The sequence below is a fragment of the Nisaea sp. genome (assembly GCF_017640745.1).
In the GTDB taxonomy this organism is placed as follows: Bacteria; Pseudomonadota; Alphaproteobacteria; order Thalassobaculales; family Thalassobaculaceae; genus Nisaea.
Map to the genome: position 1 here is coordinate 25,601 of NZ_JAEPQA010000003.1, position 16,104 is coordinate 41,704.

Genomic DNA, 16,104 nt, shown 5'->3' on the forward strand with positions numbered 1-16,104 from the left:
CTCTGCGGCCGGGATGACGGTTTGGGAGAAACTACTCGAGCGTCTCCAGCAGGCGCACCCACATCTTGGCGCGGGGCTCGAGCGAGGAGAAATAGATCTTCTCTTCGAGCGTATGGGCACCCGCGCCGTCGGCGCCGAGGCCGTCGAGGGTGGGGACGCCGAGGGCGGCGGTGAAGTTACCGTCGCTGCCGCCGCCGGTCGTGACCGTGGCCTCGAGCTCCAGGCCGGCTTCGGCGGCGCATTTCCGCGCATGTTCGAAGAGCTTCAGGCTCTCCGGCGTCGCCTCGAAGGGCGGGCGGTTCATGCCGCCGGTGACCTCGACCGTGACGTCCGGATTCTGCGCCTTGAGGGCGAGCATCTTTGCCGTCATCTCCTCGCCGTCCTCTTTCGTCAGGACGCGCAGGTCGATCTCGGCGACCACGTCACGCGCAACCACGTTCACCGCGGTGCCGCCACTGATCAGCCCGACATTGGTGGTGATGCCGCGCTCGTAATCGACCATGGCGTCGATCGCCTTGATCTGGTTGGCGAGCTCGCTGATCGCGCTGCGGCCGTCCTCGTGCTTGGCGCCGGCATGGGCCGGGCGGCCGGTGATCTTCATCACGAAACGGCCGACGCCCTTGCGCGAGACCACGACCTTGCCGCCGTCGCGGGCGGGCTCGGTGACCAGCACGTATTTCGCCTTGCGGCCTTCTTCCTCGATGATCTCCTGGGAGATCGGGCTGCCGACCTCCTCCTCGGAGACGTAGAGGAAGGTCACCGGAAGCCTGGTCGTCCGGCCGAGGCGCTGCAGGTGGCGGTAGGCGTAGTAGGGCAGGTAGGCGCCGGACTTCATGTCGTAGATGCCGGGGCCGTAGACCTCGTCGCCCTCGCGGCGGATCTTCAGCTCGCCCTCCTTCACGCCGACCGGATGCACCGTGTCGATATGGCAGAGCACCAGGATGCCCTTCTCGCCGGAGGCGTTCTCGGTGCGGGCGCGGATGATGTCGCCATAGCCGTCCCGGCCCGCCGTACGTTCGATGGCGAGGCCGAGGCCGGCATAGAGGCCCTGAACCTTGTCCGCGACCTTGTTGACCGCCGCCGCGTCGGTGGTCGGGCTCTCCGCCTCGACCCAGTCGAGGATGCCGTCGAGGATCTCTTCCGGTTCGATTTTCGGGGTGTTGGATTGGGCGCTGGAGTCCGTGCTCATGGGCGCGCGGCCTTTCGTTGGTATGCTGGTTTTATGCTGCGTCTTCCGGCGGGAGCCGCCGGAAACTGACGGGATTGCTGAAGCCTCTTATAGCTTGGCGATCCTGCTCCATCCATTGCGAATTCAGAATGTCCGCCGCCGCCGGATCGGCCGCAATGGTCTCGCTGAGGACGATCTCGCCCGGCCGCGCCTCGCCCTGCAGGCGGGCCGCCATGTTCACCGTCCCGCCGAAATAGTCGAGCCGTCCGTTGAGTGTCACGGCGATGCACGGACCCGCGTGAATGCCGAGCTTCAGGCCGATCGGAGAGGTCCGGTGCTGGCGGTTGAACTCGCGCACATGGGCGCGGATGTCGAGGGCTGCGGCGAGCGCATTCTCCGGCTCGGTGAAGGCGGCCATCACGGCGTCGCCGATGGTTTTCACCACGCCGCCGTCATGCTCGCGGACGATGCGGGAGAGAAAGTCGAAATGCTCGCGCACAAGACCGTAGGCCGGCGCGTCGCCGATCCGCTCGTAGAGCGCCGTCGAGCCGGACAGGTCGGTGAACATCAGCGCGATATGGGAGATACCGACCTCGTCGCCGCCGCGCAGCACGTCTTCGGCGAAGAGGTGGCGGAAGGCCTGCATGGTGGTCACGCGGTGGGCGGTCAGCGCGTCCTCGGCCCAGTCGCGCGCCTCCACGATGACGACCCGGGGACGGGCGCAGCGGTTTCGCAGCGGGACCGTGCCGGCTTCGGCGGCTTCACTGCCGACGGAGATATCCTCCTCATCGACCGTGATCGGGGGAAAGCCGCCGCCCGAATAGTCGAGGATCCGTTCCGGCCCGGGCTCCAGGGTGCGGATCCGGTAGGAGCCGGGCGCGAGCACCGTCTCGACGCTTTCGCTGCCCCCGGGCGCGACGCGGACCTGGAGCCGGACATGGGGTGTCGACATCGGGCCGAACAGGCAGAATTCGCCATGCACCACCTTGCGGATGCTGGCCGCAGGCTGGAAGGTCAGCTCCACATTGCGGGCGAAATCCCGGTCGTAGCTGACGTTGCAGGAGGCGCAGTGCGCACCCTTCGGCAACTCGTCGAGACTGGCCTCCGAAAGCTTGGCGCCCTTGCAGCGCGGGCAGAGCAGGTCCCAGCGGCTCTCCAGCAATCCGTCCTTCACCGCCTCGAGACAAAGCTCGATGACATGGCGTTCCTCTTCCTGCCACATCCGGGCGAGCTTCAGAGGCCGGATGCTCATCAGGTCGATTTCCTGCGCCGAGAGCAGCCAGTCAGCCAGCTTGCGCCCCAGACCGTGCCCGTAGCGCGAGGCGTCGAGGCGGCCAAGCGCTGTCTCGAGGCGCCGGGTATGGGGCTCGTCGAGCGTCAGTGGTTCGGTCGGATAGGGCGTTTCCGCCCGTTCCTGCGCCCAGGCTTCCACCTGGTCGGCGACACGGAAGAAATCGCGCTCGCTCGCCGCGAAGACGGCCTTGCGGGCTATCAGTCTGCCGAGCAGCCCTGCCGGCTCGACCTCGATGCGGTAGCGGACGGTGCAGCCGGCACCGTCGTCCTCGAACCGGACGTAGACGTTGAGCTGCTTGAGCGGACCTTTCAGGAACAGGCGCCGGTGCCGGAACCAGCGCCCGGCGGCCCATTCCTGGGGAATGTCCTCCCAGTGCAGCGTGACGGGGCCGACTTTCGCCGTGGCGAAGAAGCGGACGCTGCCGTCCGGCTGAGTCTCCTCGCGGATCTCGTGTTTCGGCAGCCCGATGGATTCGTTGTACCGCTTGGTGTCAGCGAGCGCTTCCCACACGAGCTCACGCGGCGCCTCGAAATGCCGCACGAACTCCCGGGAGAGCAGATTGTTCACGCGTCCCGTCCGCTATCCTGCTGCGCCTGGAACTCCTCGCCGAGAGGTACGTAGAAGGCGGCCGCGAAACCGGCGAGTTCGCGGGCCGGGACATTGAAGGGAGGCTTCACGCCGCCGCGGAAATGGGTGCGCACAAGGTGCTGCCAGGTTTCGATCCGGGGTTTGCCCTCGCGGTCGCAGACATGGTCGAACCAGCGCTTGCCGACGGCGACATGGGTGATCTCGTCGTCGAAGATCACCTGCAGGATCGCGGCGCTCGCATCGTCGCCGACTTCCCGCATCTTCTTGATCATCGCCGGCGTCACGTCGAGCCCCCGCGCCTCCAGCACCAGCGGTACGATGGAGAGCCGGGCGAGCAGGTCGTCCGCCGTCTCCGTTGCGGCCTGCCAGAGCCCGTCATGGGCATTCAGCGCGCCGTAATGCGAGCCCAGTTCCTCCAACCGGTCGGAGATCATCAGGAAATGCTTCGACTCGTCGTCGGCAACCTTCATCCAGTCGATGTAGAAGCCTTCCGGCAGGTCGTGATCGGTGTAGCGGGCGATCATGTCCCAGGAGAGGTCGACGGCATTCAGCTCGATATGGGCTAGCGCATGCAGCAGGGCGATCCGGCCCGCGGGCGCCTCGGTGATCTTGCGCTTCGGCACCTCGCGCGGCGGACGCAGGGCGGGTGTTTCCGGCCGGCCAGGGCGTTCCGGCGCCGCGGCGCTGCCGATACCTTCGAAGGCGCCCTCGCGCCAGGCGGCGACGGCGGCCCTGCCGAGTCTTGCCTTTTCGCGCGGATCGGCGGTCTCGAGCACGGCCACCGCCGCCTCTGCCAGTGTGGTGAAATCTTTTGCCTCGGACATGCCGTTGCGGTCCCTATCGCTTTCCCTCTTGATGGTTTTACGCGCTCGCAGCCCTTTTGGTCCACTTTCGGTGACGTTGCGGCCGGCGCGCGCCACGGCCTATAACCGGTCCGGACAGTTGGAGCATGTGTCATGACAGCAGACATCTTGTTTGCCGCGCGCGGGAGCAAGGCGGAGATCGAGGAAGGCAGTGCCTTCCAGCCGAAATTCGATGCGGACGGCCTGATCCCCTGCATTACCCAGCATGCGGAAACCGGCGAGGTCCTGATGTTCGCCTTCATGAACAGGGAAGCGCTCGCCCGAACGCTTGAACTCGGGGAGGCGGTTTACTGGAGCCGGTCGCGGAACGAGATCTGGCACAAGGGCGCAACCAGCGGTCATGTGCAGAAGGTCGTCGAGCTCAGGACCGACTGCGATCAGGACGTGGTGCTCTTGCGGGTCCTTTCCGGGCCGGCTTGCCATGTCGGCTACGACAGCTGCTTCTACCGCGCGGCGACGGTCCAGGATGGCAGAGCGGTGCTGTCGGTGGTGAAGGACGGCAAGGCGTACGATCCCGACGCGGTCTACGGAAAGAAGGGCTGAGCCCATGGCCGGGATCGAAATCGTTCTGCCGGAGATTGAGGCCGAGGACCGGGTGATCGAGACGGAGGCCGGACGCTTTCGTGTCGCAGGCGTGAGGATCCCCGAGAAGCGGGTCATGGCCGATCCCGCGCTGCTGCGCGACCTGGTGAAGGCGGCGCGCGCGGCGGCGGCAAAGGCCCATGTGCCCTATTCGCATTTCCATGTCGGCGCCGCCGTGATCATGGCGGACGATCCGGAAGGACGGATCATCACCGGCGCCAATATCGAGAACGCCTCCTACGGCGCAACGGTCTGCGGCGAGCGCAACGCGTTGCACGCGGCGGCGGCGAAGGGGTTCCGCAAGATCCGGTTCCTCGCCCTCTCGACGGCTGACAGTCTGGGCGGCCCGCTGCAGGAGCGATCGCCCTGCGGTATCTGCCGCCAGGTGATGCGGGAATTCATCGACCGCAACGAGGCCGGTGACGCGGCCCTCATCCTGGTCGATACCGGAGATGACGAGTTCACCGCCGACATTCTCGACATCGACCGTCTGCTGCCTTACGGATTCCGTCTCTAGGCCGCCTACCTGCCGTCGCAGGTATGATGCCTTTCGGAGATTTTTACTGGAACAGCCCGAGGATCGTCTGCGGGCGCTGGTTGGCGAGACCGAGGGTCTGGACGGCGAGCTGCTCCTGGACCTGAAGGGCGGTCAGGCGGGCGCTCTCGCGGGCCATGTTTGCATCGACGATATTGCCGAGACCTTCATCGACGGCGTCCCGCGTGCTCTCGAGGAAATTCGTCTGTAGGGAAAGTGCGCGCGCGTCGGCACCGAGCTGGCCGAGAGCCGTGCCGATATCCGTCATCGCGGTTTGCCAGACGGTGAGGGCGGTCTGCGCATTTGCAGGCGTGCTGATGTCCTCGTTGGCGAGCCGTGCATAGCTGACGTCGATACGCTGGCCGCGCACGGTCAGCGTGCTCCCGTCGACATTCGAGAGCACATTGATGTCGTTCACCGTACCGACCGCGAGATTGAACGGGATCGCGACCTCGATCAGGATATTCTCGCCATTGAAGGTGGAGTTCTCGAGGATCTGGCGCATCTGCGCGATCATGTCGCTGTAGTCGTTCTGCAGGATCTGCTGCTGTTGCGTCGTGTTGCCCGGGTTGGCGCCCTCGGTGATCTTCTTGCGAATGTCGGTCATCAGGTTGGAGACAGCCGTCGCCCCGGCGATTCCGACCTGTGCGACGCCCTTGGCGTTATTCAAACCCTTGATGACGGCATCGATCGCCCGGAGTTCCGTCCGGATACCCTGTGCGATGGCAAAGTTGGAAGCGTCCTCCTCCGCGCCGGTGACACGGAGGCCGGTAGAGACATGGTTTTGCACCCTGTCCTTGGCCATCTGGATGCCGGTCAGGTTTCTGAGCGCCGTCATCGCGGGCGGATTTGTGAGCACAGAGATCATAACGACGAATCGTTAAGCAATGACTGTGCCAAATTCGTATTTGAGTTATGGGATATTCAATGGCGGCCGGATTTTCAGGAAACCGCGCTCCGCGCCGGGGAGGAAAAAACCCGGCGCGGCGGTGGCTTACCTCAGATTTCCCTCGCGGCGGCCAGGACCTCGTCCGCGTGGCCCGGGACCTTCACCTTGCGCCAGACGTTGCGGATCTTGCCGTCGCCGTCGATCAGGAAGGTGGCGCGCTCGATGCCCATGTACTTCTTGCCGTACATGTTCTTCTCGACCCAGACTCCATAGCGCTCGCAGACGTCGCTGTCCTCGTCTGACGCGAGGGTGAAAGGCAGATCGTATTTCGCCTTGAACTTGTCGTGCTTGGCTGCCGGATCCTTGGAAACACCAATGATCTCGGCATCGATACCGGAAAAGTCCGGCATCGCATCCCTGAACGCGCAGGCTTCCTTGGTGCAGCCGGGGGTGTCGTCCTTCGGATAGAAATAGAGGACGACCTTCTTTCCCTTCAGACCGGCGAGCGAGACGGTCCCGCCGCCATCCGTGGCCATGTTGAAATCAGGTGCCTTGTCGCCGACATCGGCCATGAAACTTCTCCGGATTGTGGATTGCAGTAAGGACAGGAGGCAATCTGGCGCGCTCGGGGCCGCCGTCAAGAGAGGGGCTAGGCGGACGCCTCCTCGCTGAGGATCAGATCGATGAACGGCGCCGCGAATTTCTCCAGCTTGGCCTGCCCGACGCCATGGATCGAGGCGAAGCTCTCCTTGCAGGTCGGCCGTTTGGCCGCCATGTCGGCGAGGCTGCGGTCGGTGAAGACGACATAAGCTGGCACGTTGCCTTCGCGCGCGATCTCGGAGCGTAGCTGTTTCAGGGCCTTGAAGAGGCGCAACTCCGGGCCGCTCATGGATTCGGTCGGTGCGGCGGTCGAGCGCGCGGTCTTCGCCTTGCGCTCGCGCCGGAGACTGTCCTGGCGGTAGCGGAATTCCACCTCCCCGCCGAGCAGGGCCTTGCCCTTGGCGCTGACAGACAAGCCGCCGAAGCCCTGGATGTCGAGATCGAGGAAGCCGCCCGCCACCAGTTGCCGGATCAGGGATTGCCAGTCCTTCGCCCCATGCGCCGTGCCCGCGCCGTAGGTCGAGACCTTGTCATGCCCGAACTTGCGGATGCGTTCGGTATTTCCGCCGCGAAGCACGTCGACGATATGCACGGTGCCGAAGCGCTCCCCGGTTTCCTGGATCGTCTTCAGGGCCAGTTTTGCATCCTCGGTGCCGTCGGCGGTTTCTGCCGGGTTGAGACAGGCATCGCAATTGCCGCAGGGCTCCGACTCCTCGCCGAAATAGCGCAGCAGCGACTGGCGCCGGCACTCCGGCGCCTCGCAATAGGCGATCAGCGCGTCGAGGCGCTTGTGTTCGCGGCGCCGCCGGTCGCCTTCCTCGTGCTCCTGATCGATGAACATGCGGCGCATGCGGATATCGTCGAGACCGTAGAGCATCAGCGCGTGCGCGGGCGCCCCGTCGCGTCCGGCGCGGCCGAATTCCTGATAATAGGCCTCGACGCTGCCGGGCATGTCGGTATGCAGCACGAAGCGGACGTCCGGTTTGTCGATCCCCATGCCGAAGGCGATGGTCGCGACCATGATGACCGCGCTCTCCGACATGAAGAGGTCCTGGTTGCGGTCGCGCTCTTCCTTGTCCATGCCGGCATGGTAGGCGAGGGCGTTGTAGCCCTTCTCGCGCAGGAAACCTGCGATCTCTTCCGTCTTCTTGCGGGAGAGGCAGTAGACCACGCCGCTCTCGCCGGCATGGGTTTCGAGGAAATCCAGAACCTGCGCCTTCCAGTCGGCGCGCAAAGCGACGTCGAGGCGGATGTTCGGCCGGTCGAACCCGTGCACGAAGATCTCTGCTTTCCCGGCAAAGAGCTTCTCGGCGATGTCGAGGCGCGTCACCTGATCCGCGGTCGCCGTGAAGGCGGCGATCGGGACATTCGGGAAGACGGTTCGCAGGCGGGCGAGATCGTCATATTCCGGTCGGAAGGAGGCGCCCCATTGCGAGATGCAGTGCGCCTCGTCGACGACCAGAAGGGAGAGCGGCAGCTTCGAGATCGCCGCCAGCATGCGGTCCGTCATCAGCCGTTCGGGCGAGAGATAGAGGAGGTCGAGCTCGCCCGCGGCGACCTTGTGCCAGACCGCGACATTGGCCGCCCGGTCCTTCGCCGAGTTGATCGTATCGGCGCGCACGCCCGCCAGTTTCAGGGCCGCCACCTGGTCCTGCATCAGCGCGACGAGGGGGGAAACGACGATTGTGAGACCGCCCTTTACCAGCGCTGGAAGCTGGAAGCAGAGCGATTTCCCGGAGCCGGTCGGCATCACTGCGAGGGCGTTGTTGCCGCCGAGGATCGCGTCCACCACCGGCTCCTGTCCCGGCCGGAAACCGTCGAACCCGAAAACATCCTTCAGAACGCGGTATTTGTCGCTTTCCGGGTCCGGGCGGACGGCATGCATCATTGGAGTGTAGGTCCAAGTCTGGTGGGGTTCGGCCTGGGAACCGTCAAGATCTGGTGTTCTTGGTACAGGAGGCACCGTCATCCCGCAACCGTCCCTCCGTTCACTCCGCAGAATTCGCATCCACCGGCGGCAGAGCGGCGGCGGGCTCCTCGATCAGGGTCCTGAAAGCGTCGCGCACCTCGGCCCCGCGCTTCTCGATGATTCTGTCCAGATCCTCGAACTTGCTGACTCCGGCGGACATGGCGAGCCGGGCCTTCAATGCGGCGGGCGCGGTTTCCGGATCGAAACTCTCGTCCACGGTCAGCCTGAGGATCCACTGGATCGCACGCCAGAGCCGGGTGGTGCCGGCGAGTTTGTCGGCGAGGTCCCGCTCAAGGAGCTTCGCATCGCCCACACGGTCGAAAACGTCCGCGGTATTGCCGGTCAGCAGCTCCGGATGCTCCCGGCAGTGTTTCAGGAGGAGATACTGGGCCATGAATTCGAGGTCCACGAGGCCGCCGCGCCAATGTTTGATCTTCCAATGGGAGGCGCTGGAATGTTCCTTCGCGATCCGCTCGCGCATGTCCGCCACGTCTCGGAGCAGCTTTTCCCGGTCCCGCTCCTCGGTGAGCAGATCCGCGAAGAGGGTATCGAGCTTGGCGGTCATTTCCTGTGAGGCCGCGACTACCCGGGCGCGGGTGAGCGCCATGCGCTCCCAGGTCCAGGCTTCCTCACGGTGATATTTCTCGAACCCCTCGAGGCTCGGCACCATCGTGCCCTTGTTCCCGCTCGGGCGCAGGCGCAGATCGACCTCGAAGAGTCCTCCCTCCGCCGTCTGGGCGGTCAGGGCCGCGAGCAGGCGCTGGCCGAGGCGGGTGAAATAGGTACTGGCCGGCAAAGGCTTCTCGCCGTCGGACTCGGCGTCGAACGGCGCGTCGTAGAGAAAAACCAGATCGAGATCGGATCCGGCCGAGATCTCCCGCGCCCCGAGCTTGCCGTAGGCGATGACGGCGAGTGCGGGGAGCGGACAGCCGGTAATGCGTCCGTGCCGGAGCGCGAATTCCGCTTCGACCCGCGGCAGCAGCACACGGATCCCCACATCGACGATATCGGAGAGGCATTCGGCCGCGCGGGTTGCAGGAACCCGGCCCTGGAGGACCTGGATGCCGACCAGGAAGCGCTGGTCGTTGATCCAGCGCCGGGCGATGTCGAGCACGTCCTCGTAATAGCGGGCGCCCGCGAGATCGCGCTCGAGTTCCGCCTCGAGGCTGTCCCGGTCGCCGAGCTTGGCGGAGGGATCGTGGGTCAGCACGCCTTCGAAGAGGGAAGGATGATGGCCGAGCTGGCGTGCCAGCGACGGTGCCATGCCCATGATGTCCGCCAGCATCTCGAGCAGCGGCGGATTCGCCTGGAAGAGAGAAAAGAGCTGCACGCCTGCGGGCAGTCCTTCCAGAAACCGGTCGAACCGGCGGAAGGCGGTATCCGGCTCGGGCGCCTTTCCGAACGATGTGAGCAGCGCCGGGACGATCTCGGTCAGGATCTGGCGCGAGCGTTCGCTCCGGGTCGCCCGGTAGCGCCCATGGTGCCAGGTGCGGATCCGGGTGGCGACGAATTCCGGGTCCTCGAAGCCGAGAGATTCAAGGGTTTTAAGCGTCTCGGGGTCGCTTTCGACCCCTGTGAAAACGAGACTGCCGGCGTCCTCGACATCGGAAGATAGCGGCGCACTTTCCTCGAACAGGTTCCGGTAATGATGCGCCACGGTGGAGAGCTGGTGGATCAGTTCGCGGCGGAACCGGTCGACCTCCTCGATGCCGAGGAATCCAGAGATCTTTGCGAGCCCGTCCGTGGTTTCCGGAAGCGAATGGGTCTGCGCGTCGTTGACCATCTGCAGGCGGTGTTCGACCGTGCGCAGGAAGCGGTAGGCATCCATCATCGCCTTGGCGACGTCCGCCTTGACGCGGCCGAGATCGACCAGGGCCTGCATCGCTTCGGCGGTCTTCTTGCCGCGCAGACGCGCGTCCCGCCCGCCCCAGATCAGCTGCTGGGTCTGGACGAAGAACTCGATCTCGCGGATGCCGCCTCGTCCGAGCTTCACGTTGTGACCCTCTACCTTGATCTTGCTGCCGCCCTTGTGCGCGGCGATCTGGCGCTTGATCGAATGGATGTCCTCGATCGCGGCGAAGTCGAGATGCTTGCGCCAGACGAAGGGGCGGATCAGGGAGAGAAACATCTCCGCCGCCTTCATGTCGCAGCCGATCGGGCGCGCCTTGATCATGGCTGCGCGTTCCCAGTTCTGGCCGAGACTCTCGTAATAGATCTCGGCCGCGGCGACTGAGACTGCGATCGGCGTCGCGCTGGCATCGGGGCGCAGGCGCAGGTCGGTGCGGAAGACATAGCCGTCGGGTGTCCGCTCCTCAAGGAGCCGGACGACGAGGCGCGTCATGGTGACGAAATGCTTCTGAAGTTCCTCGACCCCGGCATAGGCCGGCAGCTCGTTGTCGTAGAAGACGATCAGGTCGATATCGCTGGAATAGTTGAGTTCCTTCGCCCCGAGCTTGCCCATGCCGAGGCAGATCAGTCCGGAGCCGTCGAGGATGTCCCCCGGTCCGTCCGCGTCGAGCGGCAATCTGCCGGCACGCGCCTCGATCCCGAGAGCGTGGCGCCAGGCCGCCGCGATCGCGATGTCGGCAAGCTCGCTCAGAGCCCCGGTCACGCGCTCCAGCGGCCAGACACGGGTGATGTCGGCGACCGCCGTCGTCAGCGAGTAGTGCCGCTTCAGGACCCGCAGGGCCGACATCAGAGCAACGGTATCCATTGCGAGCGGGTCAAGGGCGGCCGCCCGTTCCTGTAGCCGGACTTCCATTGCGTCCGGGCCGTTTTCCAGAAGGTCGGCGGCGAACTCGATGTCCCGAATCATCAGACGGGTAAGGTAGGGACTGTTTGCGAACAGCCCTTGTAACAGCGGCGTCCCGTTCCGATGTTCGGCAAGGGCCGCTACGCGCGCCGCAAGAGCGTCGTCGCCCGTCAGCCCCGGCTGCTCGCACCAGCGCTCAAGCCCGATCCGGGCGGCCTCGCTGTCCGTGACCGTCGGAAAATAAGTGATTTGGTCCAGAAACACCGGTGCCCCCGCTGCAATATTATCCATCGGAGGGTGCGCACCGGGACAGCCCGCGTCAACCGGGACCGACTGGGGCGTCCCGGGGTTGTTCCAGTGGCGCCTCTTTGGCGTCGCGCCGTCCGGCGCCCTATGTTAAGCGGAATGACCCCGAGCCAAGAGTGCCCCGCGTGCTGAGAAGAACCACCAAGATTGCCCTGGAAGTCGTTGCCGCGGTTTTTACGGGTATCGTCGTCCTCTCGGCCTTGGTGTTCTGGCGTGCCAGCACACAGCCCATCCAGCTTGAGTTTCTGAAGGATCGGGTCGCGGCGGCGATTTCGCCGGCCGATCTCGGAACGGCGACGATCGGCGAGCTCCGAATGGAGTGGCGCGGCTGGAGCCGGCTCTTCGAAGTGAGGGTCACCAGCCTCAAATTCGAGAATGACGCAGGCGGCGTGATTCTCTTCGCCCCGTCGGCCGATATCGCTCTCTCCGGCCCGCGCCTTCTGCTTGGCGAGATCGCGCCCGTGCAGATCGCCGTCGACCAGCCGGTTCTCAATCTCGAGCGCCGCTCCGACGGGACCTACCAGCTCTATGGCGCCGCACCCGGTGACGGAGGCGCGATCGCGGGCGATCTCTTTTCCATCCTTCAGCAACCGACCGGAGACGGGGCCGCGGGGCTTGCAGGTCTGGAGCGGCTGGAGCGGTTCCTGCTCCGGCGCGCGACCGTCCGCATGACGGACCGCGCCGGCACGTTCGACAATCTTCGTCTGTCGGGCCTCGACAGCGTGTTTGCGCGGGAACGCGACGGCTGGCGCGTGGAAGCCCGCGCCGATCTCACGCTCGGCGACGAGACCGTGGAGATCCGGGGCGACGGAAACTATTTCTTCCGCAGCCGTGAGCTCGACGGCTCGGTTCTGTTCCAGGGATTGGCGCCTGATCTCGTACTTTCGCATCTGCCGCATTCTCCGGCGGACCTGACCGTGTCGAGCCGTCTCAGCGGCAGCATCGCCTTCTCGCTCGCGGATTTCCGCTCGCTGCTCAACGTGGACGTGATCGCCACCACGACAAAGGGAGAGGTCGCTTTCGGATCCGTGCTGCCGGCGCCGATTCCTTACGACAGCCTGCGCTTCCAGGTCGGCTACGATGCGCATGACGACGCCGTCATGCTGCGGAATTTCGTCCTCGAACGGGGCGGGATGACCGCCATGCTGAGTGGCTCCCTGCGTGATCTCGCGGCTCCCAAGCTGGAACTGCGGACCAAGGTCACCGGCATGCCGGTGGATGAGATCGAAGATTTATGGCCCGCGGATCTCTTCGAACTGGCACGGGATTGGACGACCGGCAACCTGCTGTCCGGAACCGTCACCGAGATGGTCGCCACGCTCGACGGGCATCTGGAGGTAGGCGAGAAGACTCGCCTGCGCGACGTGTCGCTCGAAGGCTTCATGAGCTTTGACGGCGTGACGGTGCATTATCTCCGGCCGCTTCCGCCCGCCCTGGAGGTCGGCGGGCGCGCCACATTCACGGAAAAACGCATCGACGCGGAGGTGACCGAGGGACATCTCGGCGACATTCAGCTGAAGCGCGCCGATGTTTCCCTGACCGGGATCCATACGGTCAGCGACGATTTTGCCAGCATCGAGGCCGAAATCGACGGCCCGATCTCGGAAATTCTCCGCGTTCTCGATACCGAACCGTTCGGGTACGCGCAGGCGCTCGGCCTCAAGCCGGAGGAAGTCGGCGGCACGGGCACTGGAATCATGCGCTTCGATATGCCATTGCGGCGAAAAATGACCTTCGAGATGGTCGAACTCCAGGCCTCCGGGCAATTCACCGGGGTCTCGCTTCCGACGCGGACGACCCGGCTGCCATTCGAGAACGGCGCCATGACTCTGGATCTCGACAAGACTGGTATGCTGCTCGACGGCACCGGCGATCTCTCCGGGCAGCCGGCCCAGATCGCCTTTCTGCAATCCTTCGAGGATGCGGCGGAGATTCGCCGCCGGACCCACGTGATCGTCCGTCCGGATGTGGAGAAAATCGCTCAGCTTGGCCTCGACATGCGCCGTTTCGCCAGGGGAGAGGTCGAGCTCGACGCGACCATACAGGAGCCGCGCGACGGCGATACGCGGGTTGATCTGGTCATGGGGCTGCAGAAAACCGAGTTCAAGGTCGACGAACTCGGCTGGGAGAAGCCTGCCGGTGCTGCCGGAACCTTCCGGGCACAGATCCGGGCCCGGAACGATGCCGTCGTCGCGATCGACCAGTTCAGCGTTGCGACCGCGGATCTGGCAGCGTCGGGATCGGTGGAGTTCTCCGAAGTTACCCTGAGACCGACCCGTTTCACCGTCGACCAGCTGCAGCTTGGCAGGACCGACCTCTCGGGTGTCATCGCGACTGACGGGGCGGGCGGCTACACCGCGAATGTGCAGGGCCCCTTCGCCGATCTCCGCAAAGTGGTGGAAAGGTTCGACGAGGAGTCCGCGCCGTCAAAGGTTCCCCTCGTGGTGAACGCCCGGATCGATCAGGTCCTTATCGGCAAGCTGGAGCCGATGAAGGACGTGACCCTGCTGATCGAGGATGACGGAAAGGGGCGGTTCTCGCTCGCGGCAAACGGTTTGATCGGCAATGAGTCCGCCGATCTTCTCTACAGTACGGCCTCAGGCACCCCTCATTTCGACCTGAACACCCAGAACGCAGGCAATGTGATGCAGGCGTTCGAGGGATTTGACTCGATCTCGGGCGGCAAGCTGGTGGCCTCGGGCGAGATGGAGGAACGGGACGGCGGCCGGGGCTGGAACGTTGCGCTCACCGTGCTTGATTTCGATCTGGTCGAAGCGCCTGTCATGGCGCAGCTGTTGAGCGCCGTTTCAATCACCGGGCTGCCGGCGGTCGTGCAGGGGCGCGGCGTTCATTTCGACCGGCTGGATGTGAACATGCATGTCGGCGACGAAAAGCTCGTCCTCGACCGTCTGCTTGCCCAGGGACCGTCGCTCGGGATTTCGGCTTCGGGGGAGATCGACCGGGTCATCGACGAGAGCGACCTGACCGGAATGGTCGTGCCTGCTTATGTGCTGAACCAGATCCTCGGATCGATCCCCATTCTCGGCACCCTGCTCACGGGCGGCGAGGGTGAGGGATTCCTCGCCTCCGAATTCTCGGTCAAGGGGCCGATCCAGCGGCCCGAAGTCACGGTGAACCCGCTGACGGCGCTGACGCCGGGGATCTTCCGCAATCTGTTCCGTCTGGAGGATGCGCGCCCGAAGGATCCCGAGCCGGCCGAACCGCCGCGGCAGGACCGCAGCCCCTGATCTCCCCGGCGCGGGCCGGAGGCCTGGATCAGACTTCCAGCAGGACGTGTTTCTTCTTGCCCGAGGAGAGCTTGATCACGCCGTCGGCGATGTCGCCCTTGCCGAGCTTCAGGTTCTCGTCCGTCACCTGCACGTCGTTCACCCTGGCGCCGCCGCCCTTGATCAGCCGGCGCGCTTCGCCGCTGGAGGCGGCAAAACCGGCGAGACGCAGGGCATCGACGATCCAGAACCCTTCCGCAAGTTTGGATGCTTCGACCGGAACGCGCGGCAGACCTTCGCCGAGCGCGCCCTGTTCGAAGGTCTTGCGCGCGGTCTCGGCGGCGGCATCGGCTTCGTCCTTGCCGTGCAGCAGCGTCGTTGCCTCGTTGGCGAGAACCTTCTTCGCCTCGTTCAGTTCAGCGCCTTCGAGCTTTTCCAACCGGGCAATTTCGTCCAGCGGCATCTCGGTGAAGAGACGCAGGAACTTGCCGACGTCGGCATCCTCGGTATTGCGCCAGAACTGCCAGTAATCGTAGGGCGAGAGACGCTCCTTATTGAGCCAGATGGCGCCTTTCTCCGTCTTGCCCATCTTCTGCCCGGAGGCGGTGGTGAGCAGCGGTGTGGTCAGCCCGAAGACGGTCTGCTGGTCGACCCGACGAGTCAGCTCGACGCCGTTGACGATATTGCCCCACTGGTCCGAACCGCCCATCTGCAGCTGGCAGCCGTAGCGCCGGCGCAGCTCGAGGAAGTCGTAGCCCTGCAAGATCATGTAGTTGAACTCGAGGAAGCTCAGCGACTGCTCGCGGTCGAGGCGCAGCTTCACGCTGTCGAAGCTCAGCATCCGGTTGACCGAGAAGTGCTGGCCGATCTTGCGCAGGAACGGAATGTATTCGAGTCCGTCGAGCCATTCCGCGTTGTCGCACATGATGGCATCGCTGGCCTCGTCCCCGAAGGTCAGGAACTTCTGGAAGACCTTCTTGATGCCGTTCTTGTTGTGCTCGATATCCTCGTCGGAGAGCAGCTTGCGCGCCTCGTCCTTGAAGGACGGGTCGCCGATCTTGCTGGTGCCGCCGCCCATAAGGACGATCGGGCGATGCCCGGACTTCTGCAGGTGGCGCAGCATCATGATCTGGATCAGGCTTCCGACATGCAGGCTGTCCGCCGTGCAGTCGAAGCCGATATAGGCGGTCACGACCTGGTTGGTCAGCAGCTCGTCCAGCGCTTCGGCATCGGTGCACTGATGCACGAAACCGCGCTCGGTCATGGTCTGCATGAAGCCCGACTTGAACTGGCTCATGGTCGTGTTCCCGGTGAAGATGTGTCAGAATCCA

At 64.8% G+C, this 16,104-nt stretch carries 11 protein-coding genes; 3 read left to right on the plus strand and 8 right to left on the minus strand.

Features of this window, described 5'->3' with window-relative positions:
- Positions 1 to 31: 31 nt before the first annotated feature.
- Genes JJ959_RS03310 through JJ959_RS03320 form a run of 3 tightly spaced genes read right to left on the minus strand, consistent with a single transcriptional unit; the run spans position 32 to position 3,874 of the window.
- Entirely contained in the window at positions 32 to 1,189 is a 1,158-nt protein-coding gene (locus JJ959_RS03310) for a M20 family metallopeptidase (RefSeq protein ID WP_292879844.1), read from the minus strand.
- A 31-nt stretch (positions 1,190 to 1,220) separates the two neighbouring features.
- Positions 1,221 to 3,029, minus strand: coding sequence for an adenylate/guanylate cyclase domain-containing protein (locus JJ959_RS03315; protein ID WP_292879845.1), 1,809 nt, complete (start codon positions 3,027 to 3,029; stop codon positions 1,221 to 1,223).
- On the minus strand, positions 3,026 to 3,874 hold the full coding sequence (locus tag JJ959_RS03320; protein ID WP_292879846.1) for a ferritin-like domain-containing protein: 849 nt from the start codon (positions 3,872 to 3,874) through the stop codon (positions 3,026 to 3,028). The genes JJ959_RS03315 and JJ959_RS03320 overlap by 4 nt, the downstream gene beginning before the upstream one ends.
- Positions 3,875 to 4,006: 132 nt before the next feature.
- Between JJ959_RS03320 and hisI the strand changes: the two genes are divergently transcribed.
- Positions 4,007 to 4,456: a phosphoribosyl-AMP cyclohydrolase gene (gene hisI / locus JJ959_RS03325; protein ID WP_292879847.1), complete on the plus strand. Its 450-nt coding sequence runs from the start codon at positions 4,007 to 4,009 to the stop codon at positions 4,454 to 4,456.
- 4 nt (positions 4,457 to 4,460) lie between these two features.
- Positions 4,461 to 5,012, plus strand: coding sequence for a cytidine deaminase (locus JJ959_RS03330; protein WP_292879848.1), 552 nt, complete (start codon positions 4,461 to 4,463; stop codon positions 5,010 to 5,012).
- A 43-nt stretch (positions 5,013 to 5,055) separates the two neighbouring features.
- Here JJ959_RS03330 and JJ959_RS03335 read toward each other — a convergent pair whose 3' ends face one another.
- From JJ959_RS03335 to JJ959_RS03350, 4 genes are all read right to left on the minus strand, one after another.
- A complete protein-coding gene (locus tag JJ959_RS03335; RefSeq protein WP_292879849.1) occupies positions 5,056 to 5,898 on the minus strand; it encodes a flagellin in 843 nt (280 codons plus the stop codon).
- 131 nt (positions 5,899 to 6,029) lie between these two features.
- Positions 6,030 to 6,491, minus strand: a complete 462-nt coding sequence (bcp, locus tag JJ959_RS03340) for a thioredoxin-dependent thiol peroxidase (RefSeq protein ID WP_292879850.1) — start codon at positions 6,489 to 6,491, stop codon at positions 6,030 to 6,032.
- Positions 6,492 to 6,568: 77 nt separating this feature from the next.
- Positions 6,569 to 8,407 (minus strand): DNA helicase RecQ, encoded by a 1,839-nt coding sequence (recQ, locus tag JJ959_RS03345; RefSeq protein ID WP_292879851.1) that lies wholly within the window; start codon positions 8,405 to 8,407, stop codon positions 6,569 to 6,571.
- Positions 8,408 to 8,507: 100 nt separating this feature from the next.
- The gene (locus tag JJ959_RS03350) at positions 8,508 to 11,504 is read right to left on the minus strand and encodes a bifunctional [glutamine synthetase] adenylyltransferase/[glutamine synthetase]-adenylyl-L-tyrosine phosphorylase (protein ID WP_292879852.1); all 2,997 of its coding nucleotides are present in this window, start codon (positions 11,502 to 11,504) and stop codon (positions 8,508 to 8,510) included.
- A 167-nt stretch (positions 11,505 to 11,671) separates the two neighbouring features.
- On the opposite strand from JJ959_RS03350, the gene JJ959_RS03355 reads away from it, so the two are divergent.
- Positions 11,672 to 14,794 (plus strand): AsmA-like C-terminal domain-containing protein, encoded by a 3,123-nt coding sequence (locus JJ959_RS03355; protein WP_292879853.1) that lies wholly within the window; start codon positions 11,672 to 11,674, stop codon positions 14,792 to 14,794.
- 28 nt (positions 14,795 to 14,822) lie between these two features.
- On the opposite strand, the gene tyrS is transcribed toward JJ959_RS03355, so the two are convergent.
- Positions 14,823 to 16,070 (minus strand): tyrosine--tRNA ligase, encoded by a 1,248-nt coding sequence (tyrS, locus tag JJ959_RS03360; RefSeq protein WP_292879854.1) that lies wholly within the window; start codon positions 16,068 to 16,070, stop codon positions 14,823 to 14,825.
- Positions 16,071 to 16,104: the final 34 nt, after the last annotated feature.

Coding starts and splice junctions, on each gene's coding strand:
- JJ959_RS03310 (WP_292879844.1), bottom strand. CDS start 1,189: ATGAGCACGGACTCCAGCGCCCAATCCAACACCCCGAAAATCGAACCG.
- JJ959_RS03320 (WP_292879846.1), bottom strand. CDS start 3,874: ATGTCCGAGGCAAAAGATTTCACCACACTGGCAGAGGCGGCGGTGGCC.
- hisI (WP_292879847.1), top strand. CDS start 4,007: ATGACAGCAGACATCTTGTTTGCCGCGCGCGGGAGCAAGGCGGAGATC.
- JJ959_RS03330 (WP_292879848.1), top strand. CDS start 4,461: ATGGCCGGGATCGAAATCGTTCTGCCGGAGATTGAGGCCGAGGACCGG.
- JJ959_RS03335 (WP_292879849.1), bottom strand. CDS start 5,898: ATGATCTCTGTGCTCACAAATCCGCCCGCGATGACGGCGCTCAGAAAC.
- bcp (WP_292879850.1), bottom strand. CDS start 6,491: ATGGCCGATGTCGGCGACAAGGCACCTGATTTCAACATGGCCACGGAT.
- recQ (WP_292879851.1), bottom strand. CDS start 8,407: ATGATGCATGCCGTCCGCCCGGACCCGGAAAGCGACAAATACCGCGTT.
- tyrS (WP_292879854.1), bottom strand. CDS start 16,070: ATGAGCCAGTTCAAGTCGGGCTTCATGCAGACCATGACCGAGCGCGGT.